The organism is Porphyrobacter sp. AAP82 (assembly GCF_000331285.1).
Taxonomy (GTDB): Bacteria; Pseudomonadota; Alphaproteobacteria; order Sphingomonadales; family Sphingomonadaceae; genus Erythrobacter.
In genome coordinates this window covers 12,302-38,293 of record NZ_ANFX01000019.1, presented here as the reverse complement: position 1 = coordinate 38,293, position 25,992 = coordinate 12,302, and the positions used below count along the sequence as shown (strand labels likewise).

At 66.7% G+C, this 25,992-nt stretch carries 27 protein-coding genes; 19 read left to right on the top strand and 8 right to left on the bottom strand.

Features of this window, described 5'->3' with window-relative positions; translation table 11 throughout:
* Positions 1–91: 91 nt before the first annotated feature.
* From D620_RS0105785 to D620_RS0105775, 3 genes are read right to left on the bottom strand one after another with little or no spacing between them, the layout of a single operon-like run.
* Positions 92–625 (bottom strand): nuclear transport factor 2 family protein, encoded by a 534-nt coding sequence (locus D620_RS0105785; protein WP_196795260.1) that lies wholly within the window; start codon positions 623–625, stop codon positions 92–94.
* Positions 622–1,023 carry a putative quinol monooxygenase gene (locus tag D620_RS0105780; RefSeq protein WP_017664848.1) on the bottom strand — a complete coding sequence of 134 codons (402 nt, stop codon included), beginning with the start codon at positions 1,021–1,023 and terminating at the stop codon, positions 622–624. Before D620_RS0105780 ends, D620_RS0105785 begins: the two co-directional genes overlap by 4 nt.
* Complete coding sequence (locus D620_RS0105775) at positions 1,023–2,333, bottom strand: cytochrome P450 (protein ID WP_017664847.1); 1,311 nt, start codon at positions 2,331–2,333, stop codon at positions 1,023–1,025. The genes D620_RS0105780 and D620_RS0105775 overlap by 1 nt, the downstream gene beginning before the upstream one ends.
* 133 nt (positions 2,334–2,466) lie before the next feature.
* Between D620_RS0105775 and D620_RS0105770 the strand changes: the two genes are divergently transcribed.
* The 3 genes from D620_RS0105770 to D620_RS0105760 are packed head-to-tail and all read left to right on the top strand — an operon-like array spanning position 2,467 to position 5,670.
* Positions 2,467–3,054, top strand: a complete 588-nt coding sequence (locus D620_RS0105770; protein ID WP_017664846.1) for a carboxymuconolactone decarboxylase family protein — start codon at positions 2,467–2,469, stop codon at positions 3,052–3,054.
* Positions 3,054–4,337, top strand: a complete 1,284-nt coding sequence (locus D620_RS0105765; protein WP_017664845.1) for a cytochrome P450 — start codon at positions 3,054–3,056, stop codon at positions 4,335–4,337. The genes D620_RS0105770 and D620_RS0105765 overlap by 1 nt, the downstream gene beginning before the upstream one ends.
* Position 4,338: 1 nt before the next feature.
* The gene (locus tag D620_RS0105760) at positions 4,339–5,670 is read left to right on the top strand and encodes an aromatic ring-hydroxylating oxygenase subunit alpha (protein ID WP_017664844.1); all 1,332 of its coding nucleotides are present in this window, start codon (positions 4,339–4,341) and stop codon (positions 5,668–5,670) included.
* On the opposite strand, the gene D620_RS0105755 is transcribed toward D620_RS0105760, so the two are convergent.
* On the bottom strand, positions 5,667–7,286 hold the full coding sequence (locus D620_RS0105755; RefSeq protein WP_017664843.1) for an FAD-dependent oxidoreductase: 1,620 nt from the start codon (positions 7,284–7,286) through the stop codon (positions 5,667–5,669). The genes D620_RS0105760 and D620_RS0105755 overlap by 4 nt on opposite strands.
* Before the next feature lie 104 nt (positions 7,287–7,390).
* Between D620_RS0105755 and D620_RS0105750 the strand changes: the two genes are divergently transcribed.
* Positions 7,391–8,167, top strand: coding sequence for an SDR family NAD(P)-dependent oxidoreductase (locus tag D620_RS0105750; RefSeq protein ID WP_017664842.1), 777 nt, complete (start codon positions 7,391–7,393; stop codon positions 8,165–8,167).
* A gap of 249 nt (positions 8,168–8,416) precedes the next feature.
* Here the strand turns inward: D620_RS0105750 and D620_RS0105745 are convergent, their stop codons facing one another.
* Positions 8,417–9,226: an SDR family NAD(P)-dependent oxidoreductase gene (locus D620_RS0105745; protein ID WP_033376290.1), complete on the bottom strand. Its 810-nt coding sequence runs from the start codon at positions 9,224–9,226 to the stop codon at positions 8,417–8,419.
* Between the two features lie 123 nt (positions 9,227–9,349).
* Between D620_RS0105745 and D620_RS0105740 the strand changes: the two genes are divergently transcribed.
* The 3 genes from D620_RS0105740 to mobA are packed head-to-tail and all read left to right on the top strand — an operon-like array spanning position 9,350 to position 10,618.
* Positions 9,350–9,760, top strand: coding sequence for a nuclear transport factor 2 family protein (locus D620_RS0105740; protein ID WP_017664840.1), 411 nt, complete (start codon positions 9,350–9,352; stop codon positions 9,758–9,760).
* 5 nt (positions 9,761–9,765) lie between these two features.
* Complete coding sequence (locus tag D620_RS15725; RefSeq protein WP_017664839.1) at positions 9,766–10,107, top strand: putative quinol monooxygenase; 342 nt, start codon at positions 9,766–9,768, stop codon at positions 10,105–10,107.
* Positions 10,100–10,618 carry a molybdenum cofactor guanylyltransferase gene (gene mobA / locus D620_RS0105730; protein ID WP_017664838.1) on the top strand — a complete coding sequence of 173 codons (519 nt, stop codon included), beginning with the start codon at positions 10,100–10,102 and terminating at the stop codon, positions 10,616–10,618. The genes D620_RS15725 and mobA overlap by 8 nt, the downstream gene beginning before the upstream one ends.
* A gap of 4 nt (positions 10,619–10,622) precedes the next feature.
* On the opposite strand, the gene D620_RS0105725 is transcribed toward mobA, so the two are convergent.
* On the bottom strand, positions 10,623–11,627 hold the full coding sequence (locus D620_RS0105725; protein WP_017664837.1) for an NADP-dependent oxidoreductase: 1,005 nt from the start codon (positions 11,625–11,627) through the stop codon (positions 10,623–10,625).
* Positions 11,628–11,748: 121 nt separating this feature from the next.
* On the opposite strand from D620_RS0105725, the gene D620_RS0105720 reads away from it, so the two are divergent.
* The 12 genes from D620_RS0105720 (at position 11,749) to D620_RS0105665 (ending at position 23,844) form a co-directional block, all read left to right on the top strand.
* Positions 11,749–13,890 carry a molybdopterin-containing oxidoreductase family protein gene (locus tag D620_RS0105720; protein ID WP_233991994.1) on the top strand — a complete coding sequence of 714 codons (2,142 nt, stop codon included), beginning with the start codon at positions 11,749–11,751 and terminating at the stop codon, positions 13,888–13,890.
* Between the two features lie 25 nt (positions 13,891–13,915).
* Positions 13,916–14,926: an NADP-dependent oxidoreductase gene (locus tag D620_RS0105715; RefSeq protein WP_017664835.1), complete on the top strand. Its 1,011-nt coding sequence runs from the start codon at positions 13,916–13,918 to the stop codon at positions 14,924–14,926.
* Complete coding sequence (locus tag D620_RS14750; protein ID WP_017664834.1) at positions 14,926–15,690, top strand: ThuA domain-containing protein; 765 nt, start codon at positions 14,926–14,928, stop codon at positions 15,688–15,690. The genes D620_RS0105715 and D620_RS14750 overlap by 1 nt, the downstream gene beginning before the upstream one ends.
* Entirely contained in the window at positions 15,687–16,064 is a 378-nt protein-coding gene (locus tag D620_RS0105705; protein WP_017664833.1) for a nuclear transport factor 2 family protein, read from the top strand. Before D620_RS14750 ends, D620_RS0105705 begins: the two co-directional genes overlap by 4 nt.
* A 100-nt stretch (positions 16,065–16,164) precedes the next feature.
* Positions 16,165–17,418 (top strand): cytochrome P450, encoded by a 1,254-nt coding sequence (locus tag D620_RS0105700; RefSeq protein WP_017664832.1) that lies wholly within the window; start codon positions 16,165–16,167, stop codon positions 17,416–17,418.
* Between the two features lies 1 nt (position 17,419).
* Positions 17,420–18,502, top strand: coding sequence for an acyl-CoA dehydrogenase family protein (locus tag D620_RS0105695; RefSeq protein ID WP_017664831.1), 1,083 nt, complete (start codon positions 17,420–17,422; stop codon positions 18,500–18,502).
* Positions 18,503–18,527: 25 nt separating this feature from the next.
* The gene (locus D620_RS14745) at positions 18,528–18,953 is read left to right on the top strand and encodes a Zn-ribbon domain-containing OB-fold protein (protein ID WP_017664830.1); all 426 of its coding nucleotides are present in this window, start codon (positions 18,528–18,530) and stop codon (positions 18,951–18,953) included.
* Complete coding sequence (locus D620_RS0105685) at positions 18,950–20,116, top strand: thiolase family protein (protein ID WP_017664829.1); 1,167 nt, start codon at positions 18,950–18,952, stop codon at positions 20,114–20,116. The genes D620_RS14745 and D620_RS0105685 overlap by 4 nt, the downstream gene beginning before the upstream one ends.
* Positions 20,113–20,883 carry an SDR family NAD(P)-dependent oxidoreductase gene (locus D620_RS0105680; protein WP_026091987.1) on the top strand — a complete coding sequence of 257 codons (771 nt, stop codon included), beginning with the start codon at positions 20,113–20,115 and terminating at the stop codon, positions 20,881–20,883. Before D620_RS0105685 ends, D620_RS0105680 begins: the two co-directional genes overlap by 4 nt.
* Before the next feature lie 15 nt (positions 20,884–20,898).
* A complete protein-coding gene (locus D620_RS0105675; protein WP_017664827.1) occupies positions 20,899–21,666 on the top strand; it encodes a ThuA domain-containing protein in 768 nt (255 codons plus the stop codon).
* A 55-nt stretch (positions 21,667–21,721) separates the two neighbouring features.
* Positions 21,722–22,930: an acyl-CoA dehydrogenase family protein gene (locus D620_RS0105670; RefSeq protein ID WP_017664826.1), complete on the top strand. Its 1,209-nt coding sequence runs from the start codon at positions 21,722–21,724 to the stop codon at positions 22,928–22,930.
* Between the two features lie 11 nt (positions 22,931–22,941).
* The gene (locus D620_RS0105665; RefSeq protein WP_017664825.1) at positions 22,942–23,844 is read left to right on the top strand and encodes an SDR family oxidoreductase; all 903 of its coding nucleotides are present in this window, start codon (positions 22,942–22,944) and stop codon (positions 23,842–23,844) included.
* Between the two features lie 118 nt (positions 23,845–23,962).
* Here the strand turns inward: D620_RS0105665 and kynU are convergent, their stop codons facing one another.
* Positions 23,963–25,186, bottom strand: coding sequence for a kynureninase (gene kynU, locus D620_RS0105660; RefSeq protein ID WP_017664824.1), 1,224 nt, complete (start codon positions 25,184–25,186; stop codon positions 23,963–23,965).
* Positions 25,183–25,974, bottom strand: coding sequence for a tryptophan 2,3-dioxygenase (locus D620_RS0105655; protein WP_017664823.1), 792 nt, complete (start codon positions 25,972–25,974; stop codon positions 25,183–25,185). The genes kynU and D620_RS0105655 overlap by 4 nt, the downstream gene beginning before the upstream one ends.
* Positions 25,975–25,992: the final 18 nt, after the last annotated feature.

Below are 25,992 nucleotides of genomic sequence, written 5' to 3'. Positions count from 1 at the left end.
TCCCCTCCCCTTGGGGAGGGGTCGGGGGTGGGGGCTCTGCCCTGTCGACGGCGGACCACCCATCCCCGACCCCTTCCCTCAAGGGAAGGGGCTAGAAGGGCCGGTAATCCGGGTGGCCGCTCTCGCGCAAATCCAGCATCGGCAGCGGGAAGGCGGCGTTGGGCGCGGCGTCGGGCTGGTCCGGCATCGGCATGCTCCAGTCCAGGATGTAGCGGCGGCTGGCGATGCGCCATTCCTCTCCGTTTTCGGTGCCGCGCTTCTCGTAGGTGTCGAGATAGCGCCCGCCATACATGTTGCCCTTGTAGGGCTCCGCATCGCTCTCCCGCCGGAAGCCGAGGGCGATGCCGTAGCACTCCCCCTCCGCCGTGGTCGGGCCGGTGAGCCGGACCGACAAGGGCGCGAGCATGTGCCAGCGCCGCCCGGTGGAACGCTCCACCGCCATCACCACCGGCACGAAATCCGCCGCGGTGCCGGTGAAGAAACCGTAGTCGATGCGCGCCTCGGGCCAGTAGCAGCCCGCCTGCCCTTCATCATCCAGCCAGTCCAGCGTGCGCGAATAGCGCGCGATGAGATCGCCGATCGCCTGACGGTCGAGCAGTTCCCGGAGCTTTTCCTCGATGTTCATGCGCGCGCCCCCCACCATGCCGGGATCGACAGCGGGAAGCGTTCCTGCGCGGTCTTCATCGCCTCGCTGGCATCCTCGGGCAGGGCGGGGTCCTCGGTGTGCGGAAGCCCGCCGCCCGCGCCCTCGACCGGGTCGATATATTCGAGCGTGATTCCGGCGAGCACATCGGCGAAATCGTGCCCCTCGTGGTGGTCGGACATCTGGTGGTGATAGAAGGCCCACTTGTCCCTGAAACTGAGCAGGCAGTAATAGGACAGCGGCGCCTGCCCCTTCCAGTATTCGTAGCGCAGCACGCCCTCTTCCGTCCCGAAGGTGTGGTGCACCATGTCGTGCATGATCGCCTCCCACTTGGCCTCCTTGCCGGGCTGGATCGTGATATGGGCGAGCAGACTGGCCATCAGGGTGTCTCCGTGGGTGTGAGGTTGAGCATCAGCCGGTAGATGCCGAGCATGATCCCGCCCTGATGGCGGAAGTCGTTGCCCGGCGCGTAGGCGAGATCGGCGAAGGCATCGCAGAGCTTCTCCCACGCGATCATCTGTTCCAAACGCGAGATGTTCGAGCCCGGGCACGAACGCGGACCCTGGCTGAAGGCCAAGTGGCGGGTGACGGCCTTGCGATCCAGCTTGAGGTCGAGCGGGTCCTCGAACTCGTCGGCATCGATATTGGCAGCGGCCCACCTCAGGTGGAGCATCGATCCGGCGGGCACGGCGACGCCCTGAAACACCTCGTCAGCAGCACAGATGCGGGTCGAGAGGCCCTGCGTGGGCGAACGCAGCCGCATCCCTTCCTCGATGAAGGTGCGGATCGCACCCCGATCGCTGCGAAGCTGCGCGAACATCCCCGGCCGCTCGCACAGCAATTGCGCCTGTTCGGCCAGCGCATATTGCGTCGTCTCCAGGCCGCCGATCACCATCGCATAGACCACGCCATTGATCTCGTCGTCGGAGAGCTTGCGGCCCAGCGCCTGGTATTCGACCTGCGTGAGGAAGCTGATCATATCGTCCTGCGGGCGGGCGCGCTTTTCGCGTGTCTTTTCCGCCACATATTCCTTCATCCCGGCCAGCAAGCGGAACTTCTCGGCGCTCTGTTCGGGGGTGAGGATGTTCTTGTGAGTGGTCCCGATCACGTAGGACATGACCTGCGCATTGCCCCATTGTTCGAGGCTGGGCACGTCCTCCACCGGAAAGCCCAGCACGCTCGCCATCACCCGCTGCGGCAGCGGCCGGGCGAAATCGGCGACGAAATCGACCGGCCCGCCCGCACGGGCCTTGGCGAGCATCCCGGCGACAAGATCCTCGACATGCCCTGCAATCATCCCCGCGTGCCGCGTGCAGCCGGGGCCGACCCACGGATCGGTCAGTTCCTTCCTGTGCGCGCGCCACAGCGCAGGATCGGGGCGCAGCGACACGATGCTCGCCACCATCGCGTCGATATCGGGGATGTGGCTCGGCATCTCGCCCGAGGCCTGGATATGCGCGACCAGCAACGAAAGCGTCGGCAGGAAGCGGTCCCAGTCCTTCACGACCCGCGAAATGTCCTCGTATTTGGTGAGGACGAAGGCGTCGGTGCCCGGGGTCAGCCCCTCGCCCGGCAGGCGCTGCACCGGGGCCTCCTCGTGGAGGATCGCATAGGCCGCATACCAGTGCTCCTGCGCGCCCGGAGCGAACAGGTCGACATCGGCCAGTGTGCGAGGGTGTCCCGCCTGCAATCCGCCTCTCCCCTGCGCGGTGGCGCCTCGCCGCTTAGCGAATCCGCCAATTGCTGATGCAGGGGTTGTCCCGCAGCCTTGGCGCTACGGAAACGGGCGAAAATGCCAGTGCCGTGGATGGGGAGAGAGACCTGTGAGCCGTATCGAGAAGCTTCCCCCCGACCAGTGGGACGCGCGCCTTGTCGCCGCGATCCAGCCGGCGGGCCTCACCGATCTGGAACAGGGCCTCACCCGCTACTTCGCGCATTGCCCCGAACAGGCGCTGGGGCTGATGGGCTTCGGCGGGGCGCTGAAGCGCAACCGCTCCCTGCCCGAACGGCTGGTCGAACTGGTGCGGCTGCGCGTCGCCTTCTTCAACCAGTGCCGTTCGTGCATGGCGATCCGCTATTCGGACGCGGTGGCCGACGGCGTGACCGAGGGCCTCGTGTGCTCATTGGAACGCCCGCAGGAGGCCGAAAACCTCTCGGCGGCCGAAAAAGCCGCGATCCGTTACGGCGAGCTGATGGCGACCGATCATCTTGCCATCACCGACGCGGTCTATGCCGACCTGCGCCAGCATTTCAGCCAGGCGCAGATCGTGGAACTGGGCATGACGGTCGCCTTCTTCGTCGGCTTCGGGCGGCTCGCGGCGACCTATCACATGGTCGAGGAGCTGCCCGAGGCGTTCAAGACCGCCGAGACGATTGCACCATGGGGCGCGGAAAAGATCGAGGTGCGCTGATGAACGTCCAAAAGGAAGTTTCGGGGCAGCCCCAGATCGACCTGTTCGATCCCGCGCTCCAGCAGTGCCCCTATGATGCCTACAAGACCTTGCGCGACGAGGTGCCGGTCTACAACATCCCAGGCACGCCAATCTATGTGGTGAGCCGCTACGACCATGTGCGCGAGGTGCTGATGGACCCCGCCCGCTTCCCCTCGACCGCCCTGAGCGAGCTGATGCGCGCCAGCCCCGTCGATGCCGAGCGCGGGCGCAAGGTCGCCGAGCGGTTCCGCGAGAAGGGCTGGCTCCCCGCGCCGACGCTGGCGGGGCGTGATGACCCGAACCACAAGCAGATGCGCGCGATGTTCAACGAGGCCTTCAAGCCATCCCGCATCAAGGACATCGACCCGCGTGTCGAAACCCTTGCCTATGAACTGATCGACTCCTTCGTCGAGGATGGCCGCTGCGACTGGGTGCGCCAGTTCTGCGTTCCCCTGCCGCTGTTCATCATCGGCGAACAGATGGGGGCCAAGCGGGAAGACATGTGGCGCATCAAGGGCTGGACCGATGCCTTCTTCCACCGCATCTCGCTGATGCTGCCCGAGGACAAGCACCTCGAAATGGTCGACCGCGAGATCGAGGCGCAGCACTATTTCCAGCCGATCTTTGAACGCCTGCGCGAGGAGCCGGACGGCAGCCTCATCTCGGTGCTGGTCAACACCGTGATCGAAGGCTGGGGGCGCCCCTTGAATGACGAGGAACTCCACGCCGAGATGATGGCCGATACCTTTGTGGGCGGCTCGGAAACCACCACCAATGCGCTCGCGGCGGGGATGAAGCTGCTGATCGAGAACAAGGACGTGTGGGCAAAGCTCAAGGCCGATCCCGGCAGGCACATGCGCAATTTCGTCGAGGAGGTGCTCAGGCTCGAAAGCCCGGTGCAATCGCTGATGCGTTTCACCCATGCGGACGTCGAACTGGCCGGGGTGACGATCCCGGCAGGCAGCGTCGTCAACGTCCGCTATGGCGCGGCCAACCGTGATGAACGCTTTTTCGAATGCCCGGAAAAGCTCGATCTCGACCGGCCCAAGGCGGGCGCGCACATGGCGTTCGGCTCGGGCACGCACCACTGCCTCGGCGCCCCGCTCGCCCGGCGCGAGCTGACCTGGGGCTTTCAGGCGGTGGTCGACCGGTTCGAGGACATGGATTTTGCCGAAGGGCAGAACGACTTCACCTACCACCCGCACTTCCTGCTGCGCAGCCTGAAGCAGCTCAACATCGTGTTCCAGCCGAGGAAGCGCTGAGATGGCGACGCTCCTCACACCCGCCCCGCAGCGGATCGACGTGCGCCCGCAGCCGATGCCGCGCCTCTCCGACCGGCCGATCGACGGGAGCCGCTACTGGTCGCGCGAATTCATGGATCGCGAGTGGGACGGCATCTGGACGAAAGCGTGGCTGATCGGCGGCCTCGCGTCGCAAGTGGCGAGGCCCGGCGATTTCTTCACCTACGATATCGGCCGCGAAAGCATCCTCGTCACGCGGGGCGAGGACGGGGTGGTGCGCGCCTTCTACAATGTCTGCCCGCACCGGGGAAAGCGGCTGGTGATGGAGGAAGAGGGCCATTCCAAGCGCCTCGCCTGCTCCTACCACGGCTGGCGCTTCACCTCCGAGGGCGAACTCAATTTCGTCCCCTGCCCGGAGGACTTTGCGGGAGGCAATCCGTGCGGGAAGGTGCGGCTCGAGGAGGTGGCTTGCGAGGTCTTTGCGAGCTTCGTCTGGGTCAATCTCGATCCTGACGCCGCGCCTCTGGCGGATCACCTCGGCCCGGTCGGCCCGCAGCTCGCGCTCTACAACATGGAGGAGATGCACCGCACCCACTGGGTGACGCTCGAGGGCGACTGGAACTGGAAGTGCGTGCAGGACAATTTCAACGAGTCCTATCACCTCCCCTTCGTCCACCCGCAGACGCGCTTCGTGATGGAGCAGTCTTACCGCGACTGCCAGTTCGATCTCTACGCGCCGCACGGCCATGCGCGGATGTTCATGCCCGGCTCGCGGCCCTCAAGGAGCCTGCGGGGCCACACCGACACCGTGCTCGAGATGATGCGGACGGAACTCACCTATTGGGGCCTCGATCCCGAGGACTTCCGCGATGATCCGCTGCGCATCCGCGAGGCGCTCCAGCAGGCCAAGCGCGCAAAAGGCGCGGAGAAGGGCTACGACTTCAGCCACTTCCACGATGCCCAGCTGACCGACCATTTCCACTACACGATCTTCCCCAACATCAGCTTCAGCCTGAAGCCCGACGGCTGCATCTGGCTGCGCGCCGATCCGCACAGGACCGACCCCGAGCGGTGCTATTTCGACTTGTGGTATTTCACCTGGTTCCCCCAAGGCGCGCAACGCTACTACGCCTATTCGATGGGGCAGGAGGTCGACCGCACCCTCCCCGTCCCGCACCAGCGCGGGGTGGTGGGCGAACTCAGCTGCGGTCCGGGCATCGATCAGGATGTGAGCATCTGGAGCGAGCAGCAGAAGGGATTGCGCTCGCGCGGCTACAAGGGCGGGCACCTCGCAGGCCAAGAGGCGCGGGTGCGGTTCTTCCACGATACGATCGATCGCTGGCTGGGGGCCTAAGCGTTCGCCAGCGCCGCCGTGCGCCCGGCGATATAGCCGAAGGTCAGCGCCGGGCCCAGGGTCCCACCCGCGCCCGCATAGATGCCCCCCGTGGGACAGGCGATGGCGTTGCCCGCGCCCAGGAGCCCCGGGATCGGCGCGCCGTCATGGCCGAGGATGCGCGCCTGCCCGTCGGTCCTCGGCCCGCCATTGGTGCCGAGAAGCCCCGAGGCGATCTCCACCGCATAGAACGGCGCCTGCCGCAGCGCGCCCAAGGTGACCGCCGCCCCCTCCCGCGAGCGATCGCCGTAGAAGTGGTCATAGGCGCTGGTGCCGCGCCCGAAATCGGGGTCGAGGCCCTCGTCTGCATGGACGTTGAACCGTTCAACGGTCTCCGTGAGCGCCGCGCCGTCGAGGCCGATCTGCGCCGCCAGCCCCTCCAGCGTGTCCGAGGACATCGCCCACCCGGGCATCGGCTGCCCCGGCTGGCGCGTGCCCAAGGGATAGCGCGCGGCATATTGCGCGTCGAAGATCAGGTATGCGGGAAGGTTCTCGTAATCATAGGTGGCCGGATCGAAGCGGTGGAACACGCCCCCCAAGGCCGAATAATTCGCCGCCTCGTTGCAGAAGCGCCGGCCTGAGCGATTGACCATGATCGAATGCGGCACCGTCCGCTCGATCAGGATGATCTGCGCGCGTTGCTCGCCGCTCGCCCAGGGGGCATCGGGGGTGACCAATGTGGGCGCCCACCACGCGCTGGTCATGTTGCCGAGCTTCGCGCCCGCCGCCATCGCCAACTTCAATCCCCCGCCGGTCCCCGTGGGCGGGCTGGCCGGCGCTGTCACCGGTCCGCGCAGGAAGGTCTGGCGCAGCTCCGCATCCCACTCGAACCCGCCGGTGGTGATGATCACCCCGCGCCTTGCCGACAGGGCGAAGGGCGCACCGTCCTTCAATCCTTCAATGCCGGTGATGCGCGCGCCGTCCTTCACCAGCCGCTGCGTTTCCACCCCGAGCAGCGGTTCGATCCCCCGCGCGAGGCAGGCCTTCAAAAGCCGCGCCACCATCGCCTGCCCGAAGCCGCATTGCCGCGCGGCCATGCGCTGACCCAGCACCTCCACCGGCGGCAACGCGCTTGCCCCGCCCAAGGGCGTCTCGCGCAGCATCAGCGGCTTGGGTTCCTCGATCGCGTAGATGCGCGCGGCCCAGGCGCCCAACTCAGGCAGATCGAACAGATCGTGGTCGAGCGCCCGCGACCCCTCGGGCTTGGCGCCGGGACGGTCGAGATAATAGTCGGGATAGCCCGGCAGCACCGACACGCTGAGCGCGCCCGCCCCTTCCAGAAAGGCCAGCGCTTCCGGCCCCCGGTCGACGAAGGCCTCCAATGTGTCGTCCACCAGATCGCCGTGATCGAGGCTGCGGAAATAGGCGAGCGCCGCCTCGCGGCTGTCCGCCATCCCGGCGGCGCGCATCCGGGGGTTGTCCGCCACCCAGATCACCCCGCCCGAAATGGCCGAGGTGCCGCCGATGCGGTCCCACCGCTCGACCAGCGCCACCTTCGCGCCCGCCGCGTGTGCGCTGAGCGCCGCCGCCATGCCGGCCGCGCCCGTTCCCAGAATGATCACATCCACCGCGTCCATGGCGGCGAATAGACGCCTGCCGGGCGGGGCGCGGCAACCCGTCATTTTGGCAAGGTGCGCGCCGCCTTGCGGCCCGCTACCCAGCCACGCGAAGGAGACAGAGCATGAAACTCGCAGGAAAGATCGCCGCGATCACCGGGGGCACGGCAGGCATGGGGCGCGGGATCGCCGAGGCGTTCCTCGCCGAAGGCGCGAGCGTCGCGCTGTTCGCGCGCAATGCCGAAAAGGGCGCAAAGGTGCTGGAAGAGCTGGGCGCGGGCGAGCGCGCGATCTTCGTTGCAGGCGACGTGATGGCGCAGGGCGACCTTGAAGGCTTCGTCGATCACGTCACGGCGCACTTCGGCACGCTCGACATTCTCGTCAACAATGCCGGCGGCGCGGGCGACCTGCAACCGCTCGTCAACCTTTCCGACCACGCCTTCGACGAGGCGATGAAGTGGAACGTCTATTCGACCTTCTGGGCGACCCGCCGCGCGCTGCCGGGGATGCTGGAGAAGGGCTTTGGCCGGGTCATCAACATCTCCTCGATGGAAGGCAAGCACGGCAAGCCGGTGCTGACCGCCTATTCCGCCGCCAAGCATGCGGTGAACGGCATGACCAAGAGCCTCGCGCGCGAGGTCGGCGCGGCGGGCGTGACCGTCAACGCGATCTGCCCCGGCATCGTCATCACCGACATCATCAAGAACAACGGCCCCGCCACGGCACGCGCGATGGGGCTGGAATTCGAGGAGATGATCGACATGTTCGCCTCCGAAGCGGCGATCAAGCGCCCCAACACGGTCGAGGAAGTCGCCGCGGTTGCCGTGCTGCTGGCGAGCGAAGCGGGCGGCGGGATCACCGGCCAGCAGATCAGCGTCGACGGTGGGACGGCGCAATATTGAACGCATCCTCGCCTCCCGGGCGGAAGCGATTTTCCTACAGGCCGGCTTTGGGATAGGAACGGGGCGTTCTTTCCCATTGTCGGGCCCCGTTTGCAGGCGGTTTCACGGCCGCGCGCGCGCGATGCAGCGCCGCGCCCCGTGTGAACTTCGCTTTTCGCTCACAAGTTCATGATATTGCTTGGGCAATCCTGTAGGATTGCAGATTTTGCAATGTGAACTTCGTGAACTTCGCGAGATATTGACCTTAGCCTAGCCTTGCAGCTTCGCCATCGCCGCGCCGACCGCTGCCGCCACATCATGCGCTTGCGGATTGCCGCGCATGATGAGGCCGCCATTGGGCTGGATGTTGGCGCCGGTGACATAGGCCTGATCGGTGGAGAGCCACAGGCAGGCATGGGCCACGTCATCGACCGTGTTCAGCCGCCCCATCGGGTAGCGCGGCAGGAAGGCGTCGGTCAGGCCCGGGACCTGGAAGCTCTCGTGGGTCATCGGGCTATCGGTGAAGGCCGGCGAGACCGTGTTGGCCTTGATCCCCAAGTGCCCGTAATCATTGGCGACGCACTCGATCAGCGCCTCGCTGCCGCGCTTGGTGCCGATATAGGCGGCGTGGTTGGTGATGATCGCCTTGGTGGTCGCCGAGGACAGGCTGATGAGCGAGCCGCCGGTCGGAGCCTGCGCGCCCATCACCCGCACGAAGGCTTGCAGGAAGTGATGCACGCCCTTGAATTGCAAGTCGACGATTCTGTCGAGCTGTTCGTCGGTGATCTCCTCGAGGCTGGCGAGCAGCCCCCAGCCGGTGGTGTTGATCGCGATATCGACCCGCCCGAAGACCGCCGCCGCCTTGTCGGCCATGGCGTTCACCTCGGGCTTATTCGATATGTCGCACAGGGCATATGCCCCGCCGATCTCGTCCGCGAGCGCGGCAAGCGGGGCTTCCTTGCGGCCTGCGACCATCACCTTCGCGCCCTCGGCTGCGAACAGGCGGGCGATGGTCTGGCCCATGTTCCCCTCGGACGCTGCGCCCAGGATGACGGCGCTCTTGCCCTGCAATTGTCCCATGATGTGTCTCCTCTCTCGGGCAGCGGAGTAACACGCGCAGGGGTGCGCTCACCCTTCCCAAAAGTGGGCATTGTCGCTCCTGCCCCTCGGGGCCGATAGCCGGGCGCAACAAGGGAGAGAGCAATGTTCACAGGACCCCTCGAGGATCGCGTGGCGATCCATGAATTGAACGGCACCTATGCGGACGGCGTGGTGCGGATCGATGCCGACACCTGGGCGAGCGTCTGGGCCGAAGATGCCCACTGGGACCTGATGGGCCACCAGACTGAAGGCAAGCAGGCGATCGTGGCCTTCTGGAACGGGGCCATGTCGGGCCTCGAGGCGGTGAGCTTCCACTGCGTGCCCTGCATGATCGAAGTCACCGGCGATACCGCCCGCGCGCGGGTCCAGACGCAGGAGATTTTGAAGCCCAAGGACGCCAAGGCGCGCCATGTCGGCGGGCTTTATGAAGACGAGTTGAAGAAGGTGGATGGCCGCTGGCTGTTCACTGCCCGCACATTCAAGATCATCGCCGAATTCGGTGTGGAAGGCTGATTACCATGGCAAAAATCCTCATTTCCGCCCAGATCGACCTGGACCCCGCCCAGCGCGAGGAGGCCCTGCGCTCCGCCCGCCCGCATATCGCGGCCGCGCTCGCCGAACGGGGCTGCATCCACTACGACTGGAGCGCCTGTTCGATGAACCCGGCCCGCGTCAACGTGTTCGAGGAGTGGGAGAGCGAAGAGGCGCTCGCCGCCCATTTCCGCGATCCGGCCTATACCGGCATGCGCGACCATATCGGCCGGTTCGGGATCACTGCGGCGGTCAGCAAGAAGTATCGCGTGGACGCCGAAGGCCCGGTCTACAACGCCGAGGGCAACGCCACCGAAGCCTTTGACTAGGCTGCTCGGAGCCATCCTTGCCGGCGGACAGGCGCGCCGCTTCGGCAGCGACAAGGCCCACGCGCTCTATCAGGGCGCGCGGCTGATCGACCGGGTCGCCGCTGCTTTGTCGGCGCAGTGCGATGCGCAAGTGGTGTGCGGGCGCGAGGAGCCGGGCTTCGCCTGCATCCCCGATTGGCCCGAGGCGGGGCTCGGCCCGCTCGGGGGGCTGGCGGCGGCGCTGCGCCATGCCGGGGCAGGCGGTTTCAGCCATGTGCTCTCCGCCGGAGTGGACGTGCCCGACCTGCCCTTCGATCTCGCCGCGACGCTGGCGGGCGAGGGCGCGGCGATTGTCGAGAGCCAGCCGGTGGTGGGGCTCTGGCCGGTCAGCGCCGCCCCCCTGCTGGAGGGGTTCGTGGCAGGCGGCGGCAGGTCGCTTTACCGCTTCGCCGACCATGCGAGCGCGCGGCGGGTCGGGCTGCCGCGCGCGCTGATGAACGTCAACCGGCCGGAGGACCTGCCCCCGGCCTGAGACGTCACAGCTTCAGCATCTGCTTGCCGCGATTGAGCCCGGTGAACAGCCGCTGCAAGGTCTGCGGGGCGTTCTCGAAGCCGTGCTGGATGTCCTCCTGATACTTGAGGCTCCCGTCCTTGACGAAGCCCTCGAGCCGCTTGCGGATGCCGGGGAATTCGCTCGCCCAGTCGAGCACGATGAAGCCCGCCATCGTGCCGCGCCGGAAGACGAGGTTGAAGTAGTTCTCGGGGCCCGCAGGCAGCGTGCCGGTCTCGTAGCGGCTGATCCCGCCGCAGATCACCACCCGCGCGCCTGTGGCGATGCAGGCGAGCATGTCGTTCAGGATCTTGCCGCCGACATTGTCGTAGATCACGTCGACGCCGCGCGGGCAGAGTTCGCGGATCTGCTCCTTCACTCGGCCCGCCTTGTAATCGATCGCGGCGTCGTAGCCCGCTTCCTTGACGAGCCAGTCGCACTTGTCCTGCCCGCCTGCGATGCCGACCACGCGGCACCCGGCGATCCTGGCGAGCTGGCCGACGATGCTGCCGGTCGCGCCCGCCGCACCGCTGACGAGCACCGTGTCGCCCGCCACGGGCCTGCCCACCTTGAACAGCCCGCAATAGGCGGTCAGCCCCGTCGTCCCCAGCACCGAGAGCACCGCGGTGGGCGAAATCTCGGTCTCGACCTTGGTCAGCTCCTTGCCGTCGGTCACGAGATATTCGGTCCAGCCGGTGGTGCCGAACACCATGTCGCCGACCGCGAAGCGCCCGCCGTTGGACGCCACGACCTCGGCGATCCCGCTGCCGCGCATCACATCGCCGATGTTCATCGGGGCGACGTAGTCGGCGATGTTCTCCATCCAGCCCTTCTGCGCCGGATCGAAGCCGAGATAGTGCTGCCTGAGCAGCACTTCGCCCGGGGCAGGATCGGGCAGCTCGGTGGTCACGAGCTTGAAATCGTTCTCGATCTCGATCCCGCGACCGCGCGGGTGGCCGTTCAGGAGCCATTGGCGGGTGGTGGTGGGCATTGGGCGTCTCCTCTTCCTGCCTGCCCTATTGCGGGCGCGCTGCGCCACCCTCCACGGACAAAAGTGTCAGTCGAGCAGCCCGGCCCCTGTGGTAGTCTCTGCGCCATTGTCGGGGAGAGACATGATGGGCGTTCAGACTCACAAGACCTTCTGCCGTTTCTGCCATGCCAACTGCGCGATGGAAGTCGATGTGGTGGACGGCAAGGTCGTCGAAGTGCGCGGCGATCCGGACGATCCGGCCTATGGCGGCTACACCTGCATGAAGGGCCGCGAGCTGCCGGACAGCCACAACTCCGAAAACCGCCTGCACCACAGCCTTGTGCGCAATGAGGCGGGCGAATTCGTCTCGACCCCGATGGCCGAGGCGCTCGCCCATGTGGCGGGCGAGCTGCGCCGGATCATCGACACCCACGGCCCGCATTCGGTCGCCGTGTTCATGGGTTCGGGCGGGTTCCAGAACTCGGCCGCGATGGCTGCCTCGCTGTCTTTCGCCAATGCCGTGGGGAGCCGCAATTTCTACACTTCGGTGACATTGGACCAGCCCGCCAAGGTCTTCACCACCGCGCGCTATGGCAAGTGGATGGCGGGGCCCAACACCTTCTCGGAAAGCGATGTTGCCTTCTTCATCGGCAACAACCCGATCGTCTCGCACTATGCGCCGGTCGGCGGTGTGCCGCCCTTCAGCCCCTCGCGCCGCATCCGCGACCAGAAGGCGGCGGGCCTGAAGCTGATCGTCGCCGACCCGCGCGAGAGCGATGTCGCGCGGCTCGCCGACATCTACCTCCCCGTAAAGCCGGGCGAGGATCCGGCGATGCTGGCGGGGATGCTCAACGTCATCATCGCCGAGGGGCTTTATGACCGCAACTTCGTGGCCGCGCATGTCGATGGCTTCGATGAACTCGCCGAGGCGGTGAAGGCCTTCCCGCCCGAAGTCGCCGCCGCGCGCGCGGGGCTGGAGACCGACCAGCTTGTCGCCGCCGCGCGGATGTTCGCGCAAGGCACGAAGGGCTGCGCAGTTACCGGAACGGGGCCGGAAATGGCGGGCAACGGGACGCTCACCGAATATCTCGTGGTGTGCCTCAACACGATTTGCGCGCGCTTCAAGCAGGAGGGCGAGAAGGCCGCGATCCCCGGCGTGTTCAGCCCCTACCAGACCGCGCGCCGCGCACAGGTCGGCCCGCCCGTGCCGATGTTCGGGGCCGACGGCATGCCCAAGTCACGCTTCCGCGGGCTCGGCCATCTGGGCTGGGAAATGCCCTGCAACGTGCTCGCCGATGAAATCCTCACCCCCGGCGAAGGTCAGGTGCGCGCGCTGATCTCGGTCGGCGGCAATCCGGTGGTGGGCTTTCCCGATCAGGCCAAGATGGTCCGCGCATTGGATGATCTCGAGCTGTTCGTTCAGATCGACCCGTGGATGAGCGCCAGCGCCAAGCGCGCCACGGTGGTGCTCGCCCCCTCGCAATGCCTCGAGCGCGAGGACATCACCAGCCTTTCCGAATGGTGGCACGAGGAACCCTATGCCCGCTACACCGAGGCGCTCGTGGACGCGCCGGGCGACTGCATCGACGAATACGAGATGTTCTGGACCCTCGCCCACCATCTCGGCATCCAGATGAACTTGAACGGCGGGCCGCTGCCGATGGACAGGAAGCCCACCAAGCAGGAGTTCCTCGACCTTGCGGTGACCGGCTGCCTTGTCCCCCCGAGCCAGGTGCGCGCGGATTGCGCGGCCAATGGCGGGGCGGCGGCGATCTACCCCGAGAAGCACCCGGTGGTCGAAGCGGTCGACGAGAGCGAATTTTACCGCTTCGATCTGGCAGTCGGCGCAATGCCGTCCGAAATCGGGAAGTATGCCGACGCCAGCGCCGCGCGCGAGGGCTTCGACTTCCGCCTCATCAGCCGCCGCTCGAAGACGCGGTTCAACTCGATCGGGCATCCGCTCAAGAAGCTGCGGGCCAAGACCACCACCAACCCCGCCTTCATCCACCCCGACGATATCGCGGCCCTCGGCCTGGAAGAGGGCGGCCTCGTCGCCATCACCAGCCCCCACGCCACGATCCACGGCGTGGTCAAGGCGAGCGACAAGGTGCGGCGCGGGATCGTGTCGATGGCGCATGCCTATGGCGATGCCGATGCGGGGAAGGACGACGTGCGCGAGCGGGGCGCCTCCACCAACCGTCTCGTCAGCGAGGTGGTCGATTACGATCCGATCACCGGCCAATCGCTGCAAAGCGCGATCCCAGTGAAGCTCGAACCGGCCTGAAATTCCCACAAACCGAAAGACCGACATGCCCCAGAACCGCCGCTTCCTCCTCCAGCGCCGTCCCGATGGCACGCCCGTGCCTGAAGACTTCGCGCTCGTCACTGTCGATACCCCGTCGCTGGAAGAGGGCCAGTTCCTGATCCGCAACCACTATGCCTCGCTCGATCCGGCGATGCGCGGGTGGATGGATGCAGAGGGCAACTACATGCCCCCGATCCCCTTGGGCGATCCGGTCCGCGCCAGCACCATCGGCGTGGTCGAGGAAAGCCGCGCGGAAGGCTTTGCGCCCGGCCAGTGGGTGATGGGGCTGAACGCGCTCGAGGATTACTCGATCGGCGTCGCGGGCGGGTTCACCCAGCCGATCGACCTTTCGCTGGTGCCCAATGTCACCAACTACCTCTCGATCTTCGGCGCTGTCGGGATGACGGCCTATTTCGGCTTTCTCGAGGTGTGCGAGCCCAAGGCCGGCGAAACCGTGCTGGTGACCGGCGCGGCGGGCGCGGTGGGCAGCCTTGTCGGCCAGCTCGCCAAGATCCACGGGTGCCGCGCGGTCGGGATCGCGGGGGGGCCTGCCAAATGCGCGCGCCTGACCGAGAAATACGGCTTCGATGCCGCCATCGACTATCGCGGCAAGGATGAAGCCGCCCTCACCGCCGCCATCGCCGAGGCCTGCCCGGACGGGGTCGACGTGATCTTCGAGAATGTCGGCGGGATCATCCTCGATGCGGGGCTGATGAACTTGAACCTCCATTCGCGCGTCGGGCTGTGCGGGCTCATCAGCGAATACAACACCGAGCCGCGCGGCATCCGCAACCTGTGGCAGCTGATCGTCAAGCGCGCCCATATCCGCGGGCTGCTGGTCGCCGACTACGTCCCGCGCTTCGCCGAGGGCGCGCAGGCGATGGGGGTGTGGGCGGCGCAAGGCCAGCTCACCATCGACGAGCATATCGACGAGGGGCTCGAGCACGCCTTCGACAGCTTCATGCGGCTGTTTGCGGGGACGAATGACGGCAAGATGATCCTCAAGATCGCCTGATGCGCGCCTTGCTGGTCCTGTCGGGCGGGCACCCTTACGAGGCCGGGCCGTTTGACGAACTCCTCGCCAGTCTCGGGGATTGGGAAATCACCCACCTCGTCCATCCCGAAGGCGGCGAGGCGGATGCGGCCGGTGCCATCCGCGAGGCGCACGCGCTGCTGTTCTACGACATGGCGGGCTACAGCTTCGGCGAGGGGGCCGTGTCCACCCGCCCACCCTCGCCGGCCTTGCGCGAGGCCATCGCCGCCCGTTTCGCGAGCGGAAAGGGCGCGGTCGCGATGCACCACGCCATCGCGGGCTGGGCCGAGTGGCCGCAGTGGCACGCATGGCTCGGCGGGCAGTTCCACTACCAGCCGGGGCCGCACGGGCTCGATTCCGGCTATCGCCACGATGTCGCCTACACCGCGCAGGTCATCGCCGACCATCCGGTCACACGCGGGCTTCCGGCGCGCTTTCCCGTCACCGACGAGCTTTACCTGTGCCCCATCGACGAGACCGCCCTCACCCCGCTGATCCGGGCCGAGGGGTTCGCCTTCACGGCGGGCAATTTCTACTCGGCCGCGCAGGCCGTCGCGGGCGCGATGTTCAGCAACGCGGGCTGGGAGCACCCTCAAGGCAGCAACTGCGTCGCGTGGGAGAGTCGCACCTGCCCCGCCCCGCTCGTCTACCTGCAATGCGGCGATGGCCCCGCGACCTACGCCAACCCCCATGTCCGCCAGCTGCTCGCCCAGGCGCTCGACTACACTTCAGGAGCAACCCCATGACCCCGCAAGCCACCGTCGAAGCCTTCATCGCCCACTGGAACGCCTGCGATATCGACGCGATGCTCGCCCTGTGCGCCGATGACATCGTCTACCACAATATCCCGATGGAGCCGGTCAACGGCACCGCGCAGATGCGCGCGATGGTCGAAGGCTTTCTCGGCGCGGTCGAGCGCTGCGACTGGCAGACCCACGCGATTGCCGCGAACGGCAACACCGTGCTCACCGAACGCACCGACATCTTCCACTTCAAGGACGGCCGCCGCGCGGCGATCCGCGTGATGGGCACCTTCGACATCGGCGCCGATGGCCGCATCAAGGGCTGGCGCGACTATTTCGACAGCCAGGAATTCCAGCGCGAATTCGCAGGCGCATGATGCGGCGCGCTCGACCCTAACACATTCGTGCATCGCATCGGGGGCGCGAGGGCAGCTAGGCTTTGCCCATAATCTCCCAAGGGGTCTGGAGCCGCATCCCATGAACAAGCCCGAAGGCAATGTCTTTGCGCCCGAAACGCTGATCGATCCGTTCGATTACTACCGCGCCATCCACGAGGCGGGGATCGCGATCGAGCACCTTGAAGGCATGAACACCTGGGTCGTCTATTCTTACGACCTGTGCAGCGAGGCGGCGGCCAAGCCGGAGGTCTTCTCCAACGACTTCACTGCGCTGATGGGCCGCGAGGCCGAGGAGGACATCCAGGCGATCCTCGCCGAAGGCTGGCCGGACCTGCCTACCCTGCTCACCGCCGACGCGCCCGTCCACACCCGCAACAGGAAGCTTGTCAACCTCGCCTTCTCGGCCCCGCGCGTCAACGCGATCGAGGCCGACATGCGGCAGAAGTCGATCGCGCTGATCGAGGCCTTCGCCGAGCGGGGCGCGTGCGAATTCGTCGAGGAGTTCGGCGTGCCGCTGCCGGTCGCGATGATCGCGGGGCAGATCGGCCTCGACGATGATCCGGGCCGCGTGAAGCGCTGGTCGGACGCGGCGGTCGACCGCTTCAGCCAGATGGTCGATCACGAACGCAAGAAAGAATGCGCGCGCAGCCTCGTAGAGTTCCAGCACTACATCAAGGGCCTGATCGACGACCGCAAGGCGAACGGCGGCAATGACCTTTTGACCGACCTTGTCGAAGCCCGCGTCGAGGGCGAGACGCCGCTCTCGGACCCGGAAATCATGTCGCTGATGCAGCAGTTCATGGTGGCGGGGAACGAGACCACCACCTCGACCCTCGCCGGGGGCCTGCTCCAGCTGATCCGCAACCCCGACCAGATGGCCAAGGCCAAGGCGGCCGCCGGGGGGCGCGATCCCAAGGTGATCATGAACCTCGTCGAGGAGGCGCTGCGCTACGAGACCCCGACTGCGGGCATGTGGCGCATCGTCAAGGCGGATACCGAACTTGGCGGGATGACGATCCCGAACGGGGCGGTCGTCCAGCTGCGCTATGCCGCCGCGAACCGCGATCCGTCCAGGTTCCCCGATCCCGACCGCTTCGATATCGACCGCGCCAACGCCCGCACCCACCTCAGCTTCGGCAAGGGCCCGCATATGTGCGTGGGCAACATGCTGTCCCGCAAGGAAATGCTGGTCGCCTTCGACGAGCTGCTCGAACGGCTCGATAACTTCGCGATTGCAGACGAGAACGCGATCCGTATCCTCCCCAACATCCTGCTGCGCGGCGTGACCCACCTGCCGATCACGTTCACGCGCGCTGGCACCGGTAAGGCCTGACATGAATTTCGACCTGTCCGAAGAACAGCAGATGTTCGTCACCTCGGTGGAACGCTTCGCCGCGCCCATCGACGTCGAGGCCCGCCGCCGCCTGCGCCTATCGCCCACCGGCTATGACCGCGCGCGCTGGCAGGACCTTGCCGGGATGGGCCTGGTTGCGCTCGCCGCCGGTGAAGACGCGGGCGGCATGGGCGGATCGGCGGTCGATCTGGCGCTGGTGCTCGAAGCGATCGGCAAGGCCAATGCGCCCGACCCGCTGCTCGAACACGGCATTTGCCCCGCCCTGCTGCTCGAACGCGGGGCTGCGGGCGATGTGCTGGAGGGCGTGCTGTCGGGCGAGACCCTCGCCACCTTCGCCTGGACCGAACGCGGGCAGCGCTACAGCCTCAAGGCCAAGGGCATGAAGGCGGAGAGCGTAGGAGACGGCTTCACCCTCACCGGCGAGAAGACGATGGTGATGGGCGCAGCTCTTGCCGACCTGTTCATCGTCACCGCGGACCTTGGCGGCCAGACTGCGTGCTTCCTCGTGCCGCGTGATGCGCCGGGCCTCGAAGTGCGCGCCTATCGCCTCGCGGATGGCAGCATCGCGGGCGAGATCAAGCTCAACCGCACACCGGCGAGCGCCAGGCTGGCGCTCGATCCGGCGGCGCTCGATGGCATTGTCGCCGACCTCAGGCTCTATGCGGCCGCCGAGATGGTCGGCCTCGGCCAGCGCCTGCTGGGCGACACGCTCACCTATGTGAAGGAGCGCGAGCAGTTCGGCGTCGCGATCGGGAGCTTCCAGGCTTTGCAGCACCGGCTGGTGGATTGCTACGCCAAGGAAGAACAAGCACGATCAATGCTTTACCGTGCGGCATTGACCGACCGCGGCGACGCGGAAAAATGGCAGCGCGCCGCCGCCGGGGCCAAGGCCTATATCGGCGAGAACGTCGATGCGATCGCCCGCGAGGCGGTGCAGATGCACGGCGGCATGGGGATTACCGACGAACTGGCGATCGGCCATGCGCTGAAGCGCGTGCTGGTGCTCGCCCGCCTGTTCGGCGACGTCGATACGGTGCTTGCGGAGTATGCACTGGCCGCCTGACGGCCAGCTGGAGGGGACAAGAGACATGGGCGAAAAGATCGACCCGGACCTGTGGAGCGACGGCGCACAGCCGCATCTGATGGGCGGGCGCTTGCCATCGGGGCAGATCGTCTTCCCGATGCCGACCGGTGATGCGGCCGAGGGGGTGGAGCCCTACAAGCTCTCGCGCCGCGGCAAGCTGTGGTCGTGGACCAGCCAGGGCTTCCTCCCCAAGGAGCCCTATGAAGGCCCAGGCTCGGGGCCCGGCGAAGGCCCGCCCGATTTCCAGCCTTACCTCCTCGGCTATGTCGAACTGCCCGGCGAGGTGATCGTCGAAAGCCGCATCGTCGATTGCCGGCTTGAAGACCTCCACTTGGGGCTGGAGCTCGAATTCTGCATCGTGCCGTTCAACGCGCGCTACGACACCTTCGCCTTCCGTCCTGCCACCGCCAGCGAAAGCAAAGCCGCATGAGCGAGAACGTCTATATCATCGGCGCCGGGATCCATCCCTTTGGCCGCACCGACAGCCGCTCGGGCCGCGAACAGGGCGTCTATGCGGTGCGCGAGGCATTGACCGATGCCGGCCTCGAATGGCCCGATATCGAATGCGCCTATGGCGGCTCGGCAGCGGCGGGCAATGCCGACATCATGGTCAACGAGCTGGGGCTGACCAGCCTCCCCTTCACCAATGTCGCCAATGGCTGCGCCACGGGAGGCAGCGCGCTCGCCGCCTCGCAGCAGGCGATCGCCAGCGGGATGTATGACCTCGCGCTTGCCGTGGGCTTCGACAAGCACCCGCGGGGCGCGTTCAACGCCAAGCCATCGGACTATGGCCTGCCCGAATGGTATGGCCAGACCGGGATGATGCTGACCACGCAGTTCTTCGCGCTGAAGATCCAGCGCTACATGCAACTCCACGGCATCAGCCGCACCACATTGGGCCGCGTCGCCGAAAAGGCCTTCCGCAACGGCACGATCACGCCCCACGCGTGGCGGCGCAGCCCGGTCGATCTCGACACGATCATGAACGCGCCGATGATCAACGATCCGCTCACCAAATACATGTTCTGCTCGCCTGCCGAGGGCGCGGTGGCGCTGATCCTCGCTTCGGAAAAGAAGATGAAGGAACTGGGCGCCGACGGGGTCAAGATCCGCAGCGTTGCGGTGAAGACCCGCCCGCCCAATTCCTTCGAGGTGTTCCAGGCCGGCATCAGCATCGAGGAAGGCGGCAAGCCCACCGTCTTGGCCAGCAAGGCCGCCTTCGAGAAGGCCGGGATCGGGCCCGAGGACATCTCGGTCGCGCAATTGCAGGACACCGAGAGCGGCGCGGAAATCATGCACATGGCCGAAAACGGCTTCTGCAAGGACGGCGAACAGGAGGAATGGCTCGCCAATGGCTGGACCGAGATCGGCGGCGGGAAGCTTCCCGTCAACACCGATGGCGGGTGCCTTGCCTGCGGGGAGCCGATCGGCGCCTCGGGCCTGAGGCAGGTCTACGAGAACGTGACGCAACTGCGCGGCCGCGCGGGCGAGCGGCAGGTGCCCGGCCCAAATGGCAAAGGGCCGAGGTTCGGCTATTCCCACGTTTACGGCGCACCCGGCCTTTCGGGCGTCGCGATCCTGGAGCGCGAATGAGCAGGATGCAGGGCAAGGTCGCGCTGGTATCGGGCGGCGCGGAAGGAATCGGCGAGGCGGTCGCGCGGTTGATTATCGCCGAGGGCGGCAGCGTGATGCTCGGCGACGTGCAGCTCGAGAAGGCGCAAGCGCTCGCCGCACAGCTGGGTGACCGCGCGGCGGCGTCCCCACTCGATGTGCGCCACCTGGCGCAGTGGGAGGCCGCCGTCGCCGCCACCCTCGCGCGCTTCGGCAAGCTCACGGTGCTCGCCAACATCGCCGGCATTTCCGAGCCCGGCAACGTCCCCGAGGGCGCATTGGACGTGTGGGAGCGCACCATCGACATCAACCTTCACGGCCCCTTCTACGGCATGCGCGCCGCGATCCCGGCGATGGCGGCGAGCGGCGAGCCCTGCGCCATCGTCAACATCGGCTCGATGATCGCGCTGCGCCCGGCGAGCTTCGTGGCGGCCTATTCCGCCTCCAAGACCGGCCTCAGGGGCCTGACGCAATCGGTCGCATTGGACCTTGCCGAACGGGGCCTGCCAATCCGCGTCAACATGGTCCACCCCGGCGCGATCCGCACGCCGATGTACAACCGCTACAAGTTCTCCGGCGCCGACACGCCTGAAAACATCGAGACCAATTTTGCCGCCACCCACCCGATGAACCGCATCGGCGAGCCCGAGGAAGTCGCCCGCGCGGTGGTGTTCTTCGCCTCCGACGAGGCGAGCTTCACCACCGGCTGCGACCTCACCGTCGACGGCGGCGGCAGCATCAGAAGCTAAGGGGCAGGAACTGATATGCCGAACCAACCCGCCACCCGCATCGACGCGCATTTCATCGCTGCGGGCAAGTATCACGATATCGACTACCCTCGGCTCGAAATCCTCAAGCTGCTCGCCGAGCACCCGCATATCCGCACCACCGTGGCGGCGGACTATTCGGGGCTCGAGCGGCTCGACCAGTGCCGCTTCCTCATCACCTACACCTGCGACCTGATGCCGACCGTGGAACAGGCGCAGCAATTGAAGGCGTGGATGGAGACGGGCGGCAAGTGGATGGCACTCCACGGCACCAACTCGATCCTGGTCTTCACCGCCGAAGGGCTGGTCGATGCGCCCGACGAGCGGCCCGACGTGATGGAGATGCTCGGCACGCAGTTCGTCGCCCACCCGCCGATCGACAAGTTCCCGGTCGAAGTGGTGAACAAGGACCACGAGCTGACCCGCGGGATCGCGGATTTCGAGGTGGTGGACGAGCTCTACCTCTCCAAGACCACCGCGCCGATCGACACGCTGATGCAGACCACCTTCGAAGGCGAGGCGACCGGCTTCACCCACAGCCACTGGGACAAGACCACGGTTCCTATCGTTTATACGAGGGATATCGGGAAAGGGCGCATTGTATACAACGCGCTTGGCCATTGCCGCGGGCATTACGATCTTCCCGGCATGGCCGATTTCTACCCGCACAAGGAAATGTGCGCGTGGAACTACGACGTCTATTACGACCTGCTGCGGCGCACGATTGCGTGGGCCCAAAGGGACGAAACGCGGGACGGGGAATGAAGCTGGTGGCCCGCAAGTTGCGTAGCTTGCGGGATTGCAATTGGGACTGACTGCAATGGATATGGACTTCTCGCCCGAGGATCTGGCTTTCCGCGAGGACGTTCGCGCCTTCCTCGCCGATAACCTGCCCGAACGGCTGCGCGACGGGGCGCGCCGCACCCCCGGCGTGTTCGTCGAGCCGGACATCGGCATGGAATGGCACCGCATCCTCTATCGCCAAGGCTGGGTCGCCCCGCACTGGCCCAAGGAAGACGGCGGCACCGGCTGGACCCCGACGCAGAAATTCATCTTCGAGAAGGAATGCGCGCTCGCCGGGGCGCCCGCATTGGCGATCCTCGGGCTGCGCCTTGTCGGCCCGGTGATCTGCGAATTCGGCACGCCCGAACAAAAGGCGCGCTTCCTGCCCGGCATCCTGTCGGGCGACGACTACTGGTGCCAGGGCTATTCCGAGCCCGGCTCGGGCTCGGACCTCGCCAGCCTCAAGACCTCGGCGCGCCTTGATGGCGACGAATATGTGATCAACGGTTCCAAGATCTGGACCACCCACGCCCACCACGCCGACTGGATCTTCGCGCTGGTGCGCACCGATGCGAGCGTCAAGAAGCAGCAGGGGATCAGCTTCCTGCTCGTCCCGATGGACCAGCCGGGGGTCGAGGTGACGCCGATCTATTCGATGTCGGGCGATCACGAGGTCAACGCGGTGTTCTTCACCGACGCGCGCACGCCGGCCGAGAACCGCATCGGCGCGGAAGGCGCAGGCTGGACCATCGCCAAGTTCCTGCTCGAAAACGAGCGCGGCGGATCGTGCTACGCCCCGCGCCTGCTCCAGAGCATCGGGCGGCTGGAGACGCTCGCCGAGACCCAGCCCTCGGGCGTCAACGGCGCGATCGCGCACGACCCGCGCTTCTGCGACCGCCTTGCCCGCGTCAGGCTCGAGGCCGAGGCGCTCGAGGTGACCGAGCTCAGGATCCTCGCCGAACTCGCCAAGGGCCGTGCTCCCGGGCCGCAGACCTCGCTGGTCAAGCTGCTCGGCTCCAACATCGGCCAGCAGGTCGATGTGCTGCGGCTCGAACTGCTCGGCCCCGACGCGCTGCAATTGCCGCTCGAGCGCCCGCTCTACGGCAACGAGGCGCCCGAACCCGTGGGCAGCGAATATGCCCAGACCGCGATGGGCAAATACTTGAACAACCGCGCCTCGACGATCTTCGGCGGCTCGGACGAGGTGCAGAAGAACATCATCGCCAAGACCGTTCTCGGTCTCTGAGGAAACCGGAAATGGACGCTTCGAAACTGATGTTCCGCGACGGGTTGATGGCGGGCGAGCGGATTCTTGTGACCGGCGGGGGCACGGGTCTCGGGCGCGAGATGGCGGAAGCCTTCCTCACGCTGGGCGCCACGGTCTACATCTGCGGTCGCCGCCAGAACAAGCTCGACGAGACCGCCGCCGAACTCACCGCGCTCCATGGTGGCAAGATCGTCGGCCATGCCTGCGACATCCGCGATGCCGAGGCCATACACGCGATGGTCGATGCCATCTGGGCCGATGGCGGCGCGCTGACGGGCGTCGTCAACAACGCCGCCGGCAACTTCATCAGCCGCACCGAAGACCTGTCCGTCAACGGCTTCAACGCCATCGCCGACATCGTGATGCGCGGCACTTTCTACGTTACGCTCGACATCGGCAAGCGGCTGATCGCGGAGAAGAAAAAGGCTAGCTTCCTCTCGATCCTCACCACCTGGGTGTGGTCGGGCAGCGCCTTCGTGGTGCCTTCGGCCATGTCCAAGACCGCGATCAACGCCATGACCCAGAGCCTTGCGACCGAGTGGGGCCGCTATGGCCTCAGGTTCAACGCCATCGCCCCGGGCCTCTTCCCGACCAAGGGCATGAGCGCGCGGCTGCACCCCGGCGGGGCGGGCGGCAATTCAGGCAACAGCCTCAATCCCATGGGCCGCGCGGGCGAGATGCACGAACTCGCCAATCTCGCGGTGTTTCTGATGGGGCCGGGCGCGGAATATGTGAACGGCCAGACCATCGCCATCGACGGCGCGGGCTTCCAGGCCAATGGCGGCACCTTCTACCCGATGCTGAGCGCCTTGGGCGATGCCGAGTGGGAGCAGATGCGTGCGATGATCAAGGGCACGAATGCTGCCGATAAGGCTGATCGAGCGGTCGGCTGATTTTGTTGCGAAGGCGCCTCCGCGCCTTCGTCCTCGGCGCGGTTCCCTTCGCTGCGCTACGGGGCGCCTGCGGCTCGCGCGGGTGCGCTCGCGGCCCAGCGGGCCGAAAGTCACCCCGTCAGGTCACCGCTGCCCGCTGGTTGAATGCCTCGCGTTGCCACTCGCCGCTCGCCAAGACCTCCGCGAGATGGCGGGCGGCGGCGGCCATGTCGGTGAAACTCAGGTAGGCGGGCGCGAAGCCCAGCCGCAGCACATCGGGCGCACGGAAATCGCCGATCACCCCGCGCGCGATCAGCGCCTGGCAGATCGCGTAGGCGTGCGCGTGGCGGAACGAGAGCTGGCTCCCGCGCTCGGCGGCGCGCGGCGGGCTGACCAGCTCCAGCGGCACATCATGCGCCATCAGGCTTTCAAGGAAGAATTCGGAGAGCGCCTGCGACTTGGCATAAAGACGCGCAATGCCGATTGCCGCGATCAGATCGACGCCGACTTCGAGCGCCGCCAGCCCGAGCACCGGAGGCGTCCCGCATTGCAGCCGCTCGATACCCGGCGCGCCTGCGTAATCGTCCGAAAAGGCGAAGGGCGCAGCGTGGCCGAACCAGCCGGTCAGCGGTTGCTGCAACGCCGCCTGATGGCGCTCGGCGACGAAGGCGAAGGCGGGCGCACCGGGCCCGCCGCACAGGTATTTGTAGCCGCAGCCCACGGCAAAATCCGCGCCCGCCGCGTCGAGGTCGACCGGCAGCGCACCGGTCGAATGCGACAGGTCCCACAAGACCAGCGCGCCCGCCTCGTGCGCGGCGCGGGTGAGGGCGGCGATGTCATGCAGTGCGCCGGTCTTGTAGTGCGCGTGGGTGAGCATTAGCAGCGCGACATCGCCGCCGAGCGCCTCTGCCAGCCGCTCGCGTTCGGCGAGCCTGCGGGTCGCGAGGCCTTGCGCTTCGAGCCCTGCGATCATGTAGAGATCGGTCGGGAAGTTGCCCGGCTCGGACAGCACCACCTTGCGGCCCGGGCGCATGTGGAGCGCCGCCGCGATCAGCTTGAACAGGTTCACCGAGGTCGAATCGCAGGCGATCACTTCATTCGGGCGGGCGCCGATGAGGGGCGCGATCTTGGCGCCGATGCGGCTTGCCATGTCGAACCAGCGGGCGCTGTTCCACGAGCGGATCAGCCCCTCGCCCCATTCGCTTTCGACCACCCGCGCCAGCGCCGCCGGGGTCGCCTTGGGCAGCGCGCCCAGCGAGTTGCCGTCGAGATAGATCACCCCCGCAGGGATCGTGAAGCGCTCGCGATAGGCCGCCAAAGGATCGGCCGCATCGAATTCGGCGGCGCGCGCTTCAGGAATCATATCGCGGTCCTGACGCTGAGCAGCTCGGGGAAGAAGGCCTGCTTCAGCACCCCTTCGAGATAGGGCACCCCCGGCGTGCCCCCGGTGCCGCGCTTGAAGCCGATGATGCGCTCGACCGTCTTCAAATGCCCGAAGCGCCAGCGCTGGAAGTGGTATTCGAGGTCGACCAGCTTCTCGGCGAGTTCATAGAGGTCCCAGTGCGCCTGCGGGTCGCGGTAGATCGCGGCCCAGGCCGCCTCGACACTGGCGTCGGGAGTGTAGGGGGCGGAAGGATCGCGCGCCAGCACGCCTGCATCGATGGGAAGGCCGCGCCGCGCCAGCAGCCGGATCGCCGCATCGTAGAGGCTCGCCCGCCCCGCTTCGGCCTCCAGCCGCCCGGCCCACTCGGCGTTGCTCTGGTGGAGCCGCACATGCTTGCCATCGCGCCCGCCGAGCATGAATTCCATCATCCGGTACTGCGCCGACTGGAACCCGGACGACGCGCCCAGATGCGCGCGGATCGCCGAGTAGTCATGCGGGGTCATGGTGCTGAGCACGTCCCAGCTCTGGATCAGCTGCGCTTGCGCGCGCGCCACCCGGGCGAGCATCTTGAAGGCGGGCCTCAGGTCATCGGCCTCGATGGCCTCGCGCGCGGCGGTCAGTTCATGCAGGCACAGCTTGAGCCACAACTCGCTCGCCTGGTGGACGATGATGAACAAGAGCTCGTCATGGGCATCGGACGCAGGGTGCTGGGCTGCAAGGATACGGCCAAGATCGAGATAGCTCGCATAGGTGACATCGGCGCTCATGCCCGTCCCCTAGCGCGC

Excerpts from the sequence above, each read along its gene's own strand:
- D620_RS0105785 (WP_196795260.1), bottom strand. The coding sequence starts at position 625 with ATGAACATCGAGGAAAAGCTCCGGGAACTGCTCGACCGTCAGGCGATC.
- D620_RS0105780 (WP_017664848.1), bottom strand. The coding sequence starts at position 1,023 with ATGGCCAGTCTGCTCGCCCATATCACGATCCAGCCCGGCAAGGAGGCC.
- D620_RS0105765 (WP_017664845.1), top strand. The coding sequence starts at position 3,054 with ATGAACGTCCAAAAGGAAGTTTCGGGGCAGCCCCAGATCGACCTGTTC.
- D620_RS0105760 (WP_017664844.1), top strand. The coding sequence starts at position 4,339 with ATGGCGACGCTCCTCACACCCGCCCCGCAGCGGATCGACGTGCGCCCG.
- D620_RS0105755 (WP_017664843.1), bottom strand. The coding sequence starts at position 7,286 with ATGGACGCGGTGGATGTGATCATTCTGGGAACGGGCGCGGCCGGCATG.
- D620_RS0105750 (WP_017664842.1), top strand. The coding sequence starts at position 7,391 with ATGAAACTCGCAGGAAAGATCGCCGCGATCACCGGGGGCACGGCAGGC.
- D620_RS0105745 (WP_033376290.1), bottom strand. The coding sequence starts at position 9,226 with ATGGGACAATTGCAGGGCAAGAGCGCCGTCATCCTGGGCGCAGCGTCC.
- D620_RS0105740 (WP_017664840.1), top strand. The coding sequence starts at position 9,350 with ATGTTCACAGGACCCCTCGAGGATCGCGTGGCGATCCATGAATTGAAC.
- D620_RS15725 (WP_017664839.1), top strand. The coding sequence starts at position 9,766 with ATGGCAAAAATCCTCATTTCCGCCCAGATCGACCTGGACCCCGCCCAG.
- D620_RS0105725 (WP_017664837.1), bottom strand. The coding sequence starts at position 11,627 with ATGCCCACCACCACCCGCCAATGGCTCCTGAACGGCCACCCGCGCGGT.
- D620_RS0105720 (WP_233991994.1), top strand. The coding sequence starts at position 11,749 with ATGATGGGCGTTCAGACTCACAAGACCTTCTGCCGTTTCTGCCATGCC.
- D620_RS0105715 (WP_017664835.1), top strand. The coding sequence starts at position 13,916 with ATGCCCCAGAACCGCCGCTTCCTCCTCCAGCGCCGTCCCGATGGCACG.
- D620_RS14750 (WP_017664834.1), top strand. The coding sequence starts at position 14,926 with ATGCGCGCCTTGCTGGTCCTGTCGGGCGGGCACCCTTACGAGGCCGGG.
- D620_RS0105705 (WP_017664833.1), top strand. The coding sequence starts at position 15,687 with ATGACCCCGCAAGCCACCGTCGAAGCCTTCATCGCCCACTGGAACGCC.
- D620_RS0105700 (WP_017664832.1), top strand. The coding sequence starts at position 16,165 with ATGAACAAGCCCGAAGGCAATGTCTTTGCGCCCGAAACGCTGATCGAT.
- D620_RS0105695 (WP_017664831.1), top strand. The coding sequence starts at position 17,420 with ATGAATTTCGACCTGTCCGAAGAACAGCAGATGTTCGTCACCTCGGTG.
- D620_RS14745 (WP_017664830.1), top strand. The coding sequence starts at position 18,528 with ATGGGCGAAAAGATCGACCCGGACCTGTGGAGCGACGGCGCACAGCCG.
- D620_RS0105685 (WP_017664829.1), top strand. The coding sequence starts at position 18,950 with ATGAGCGAGAACGTCTATATCATCGGCGCCGGGATCCATCCCTTTGGC.
- D620_RS0105680 (WP_026091987.1), top strand. The coding sequence starts at position 20,113 with ATGAGCAGGATGCAGGGCAAGGTCGCGCTGGTATCGGGCGGCGCGGAA.
- D620_RS0105675 (WP_017664827.1), top strand. The coding sequence starts at position 20,899 with ATGCCGAACCAACCCGCCACCCGCATCGACGCGCATTTCATCGCTGCG.
- D620_RS0105670 (WP_017664826.1), top strand. The coding sequence starts at position 21,722 with ATGGATATGGACTTCTCGCCCGAGGATCTGGCTTTCCGCGAGGACGTT.
- D620_RS0105665 (WP_017664825.1), top strand. The coding sequence starts at position 22,942 with ATGGACGCTTCGAAACTGATGTTCCGCGACGGGTTGATGGCGGGCGAG.
- kynU (WP_017664824.1), bottom strand. The coding sequence starts at position 25,186 with ATGATTCCTGAAGCGCGCGCCGCCGAATTCGATGCGGCCGATCCTTTG.
- D620_RS0105655 (WP_017664823.1), bottom strand. The coding sequence starts at position 25,974 with ATGAGCGCCGATGTCACCTATGCGAGCTATCTCGATCTTGGCCGTATC.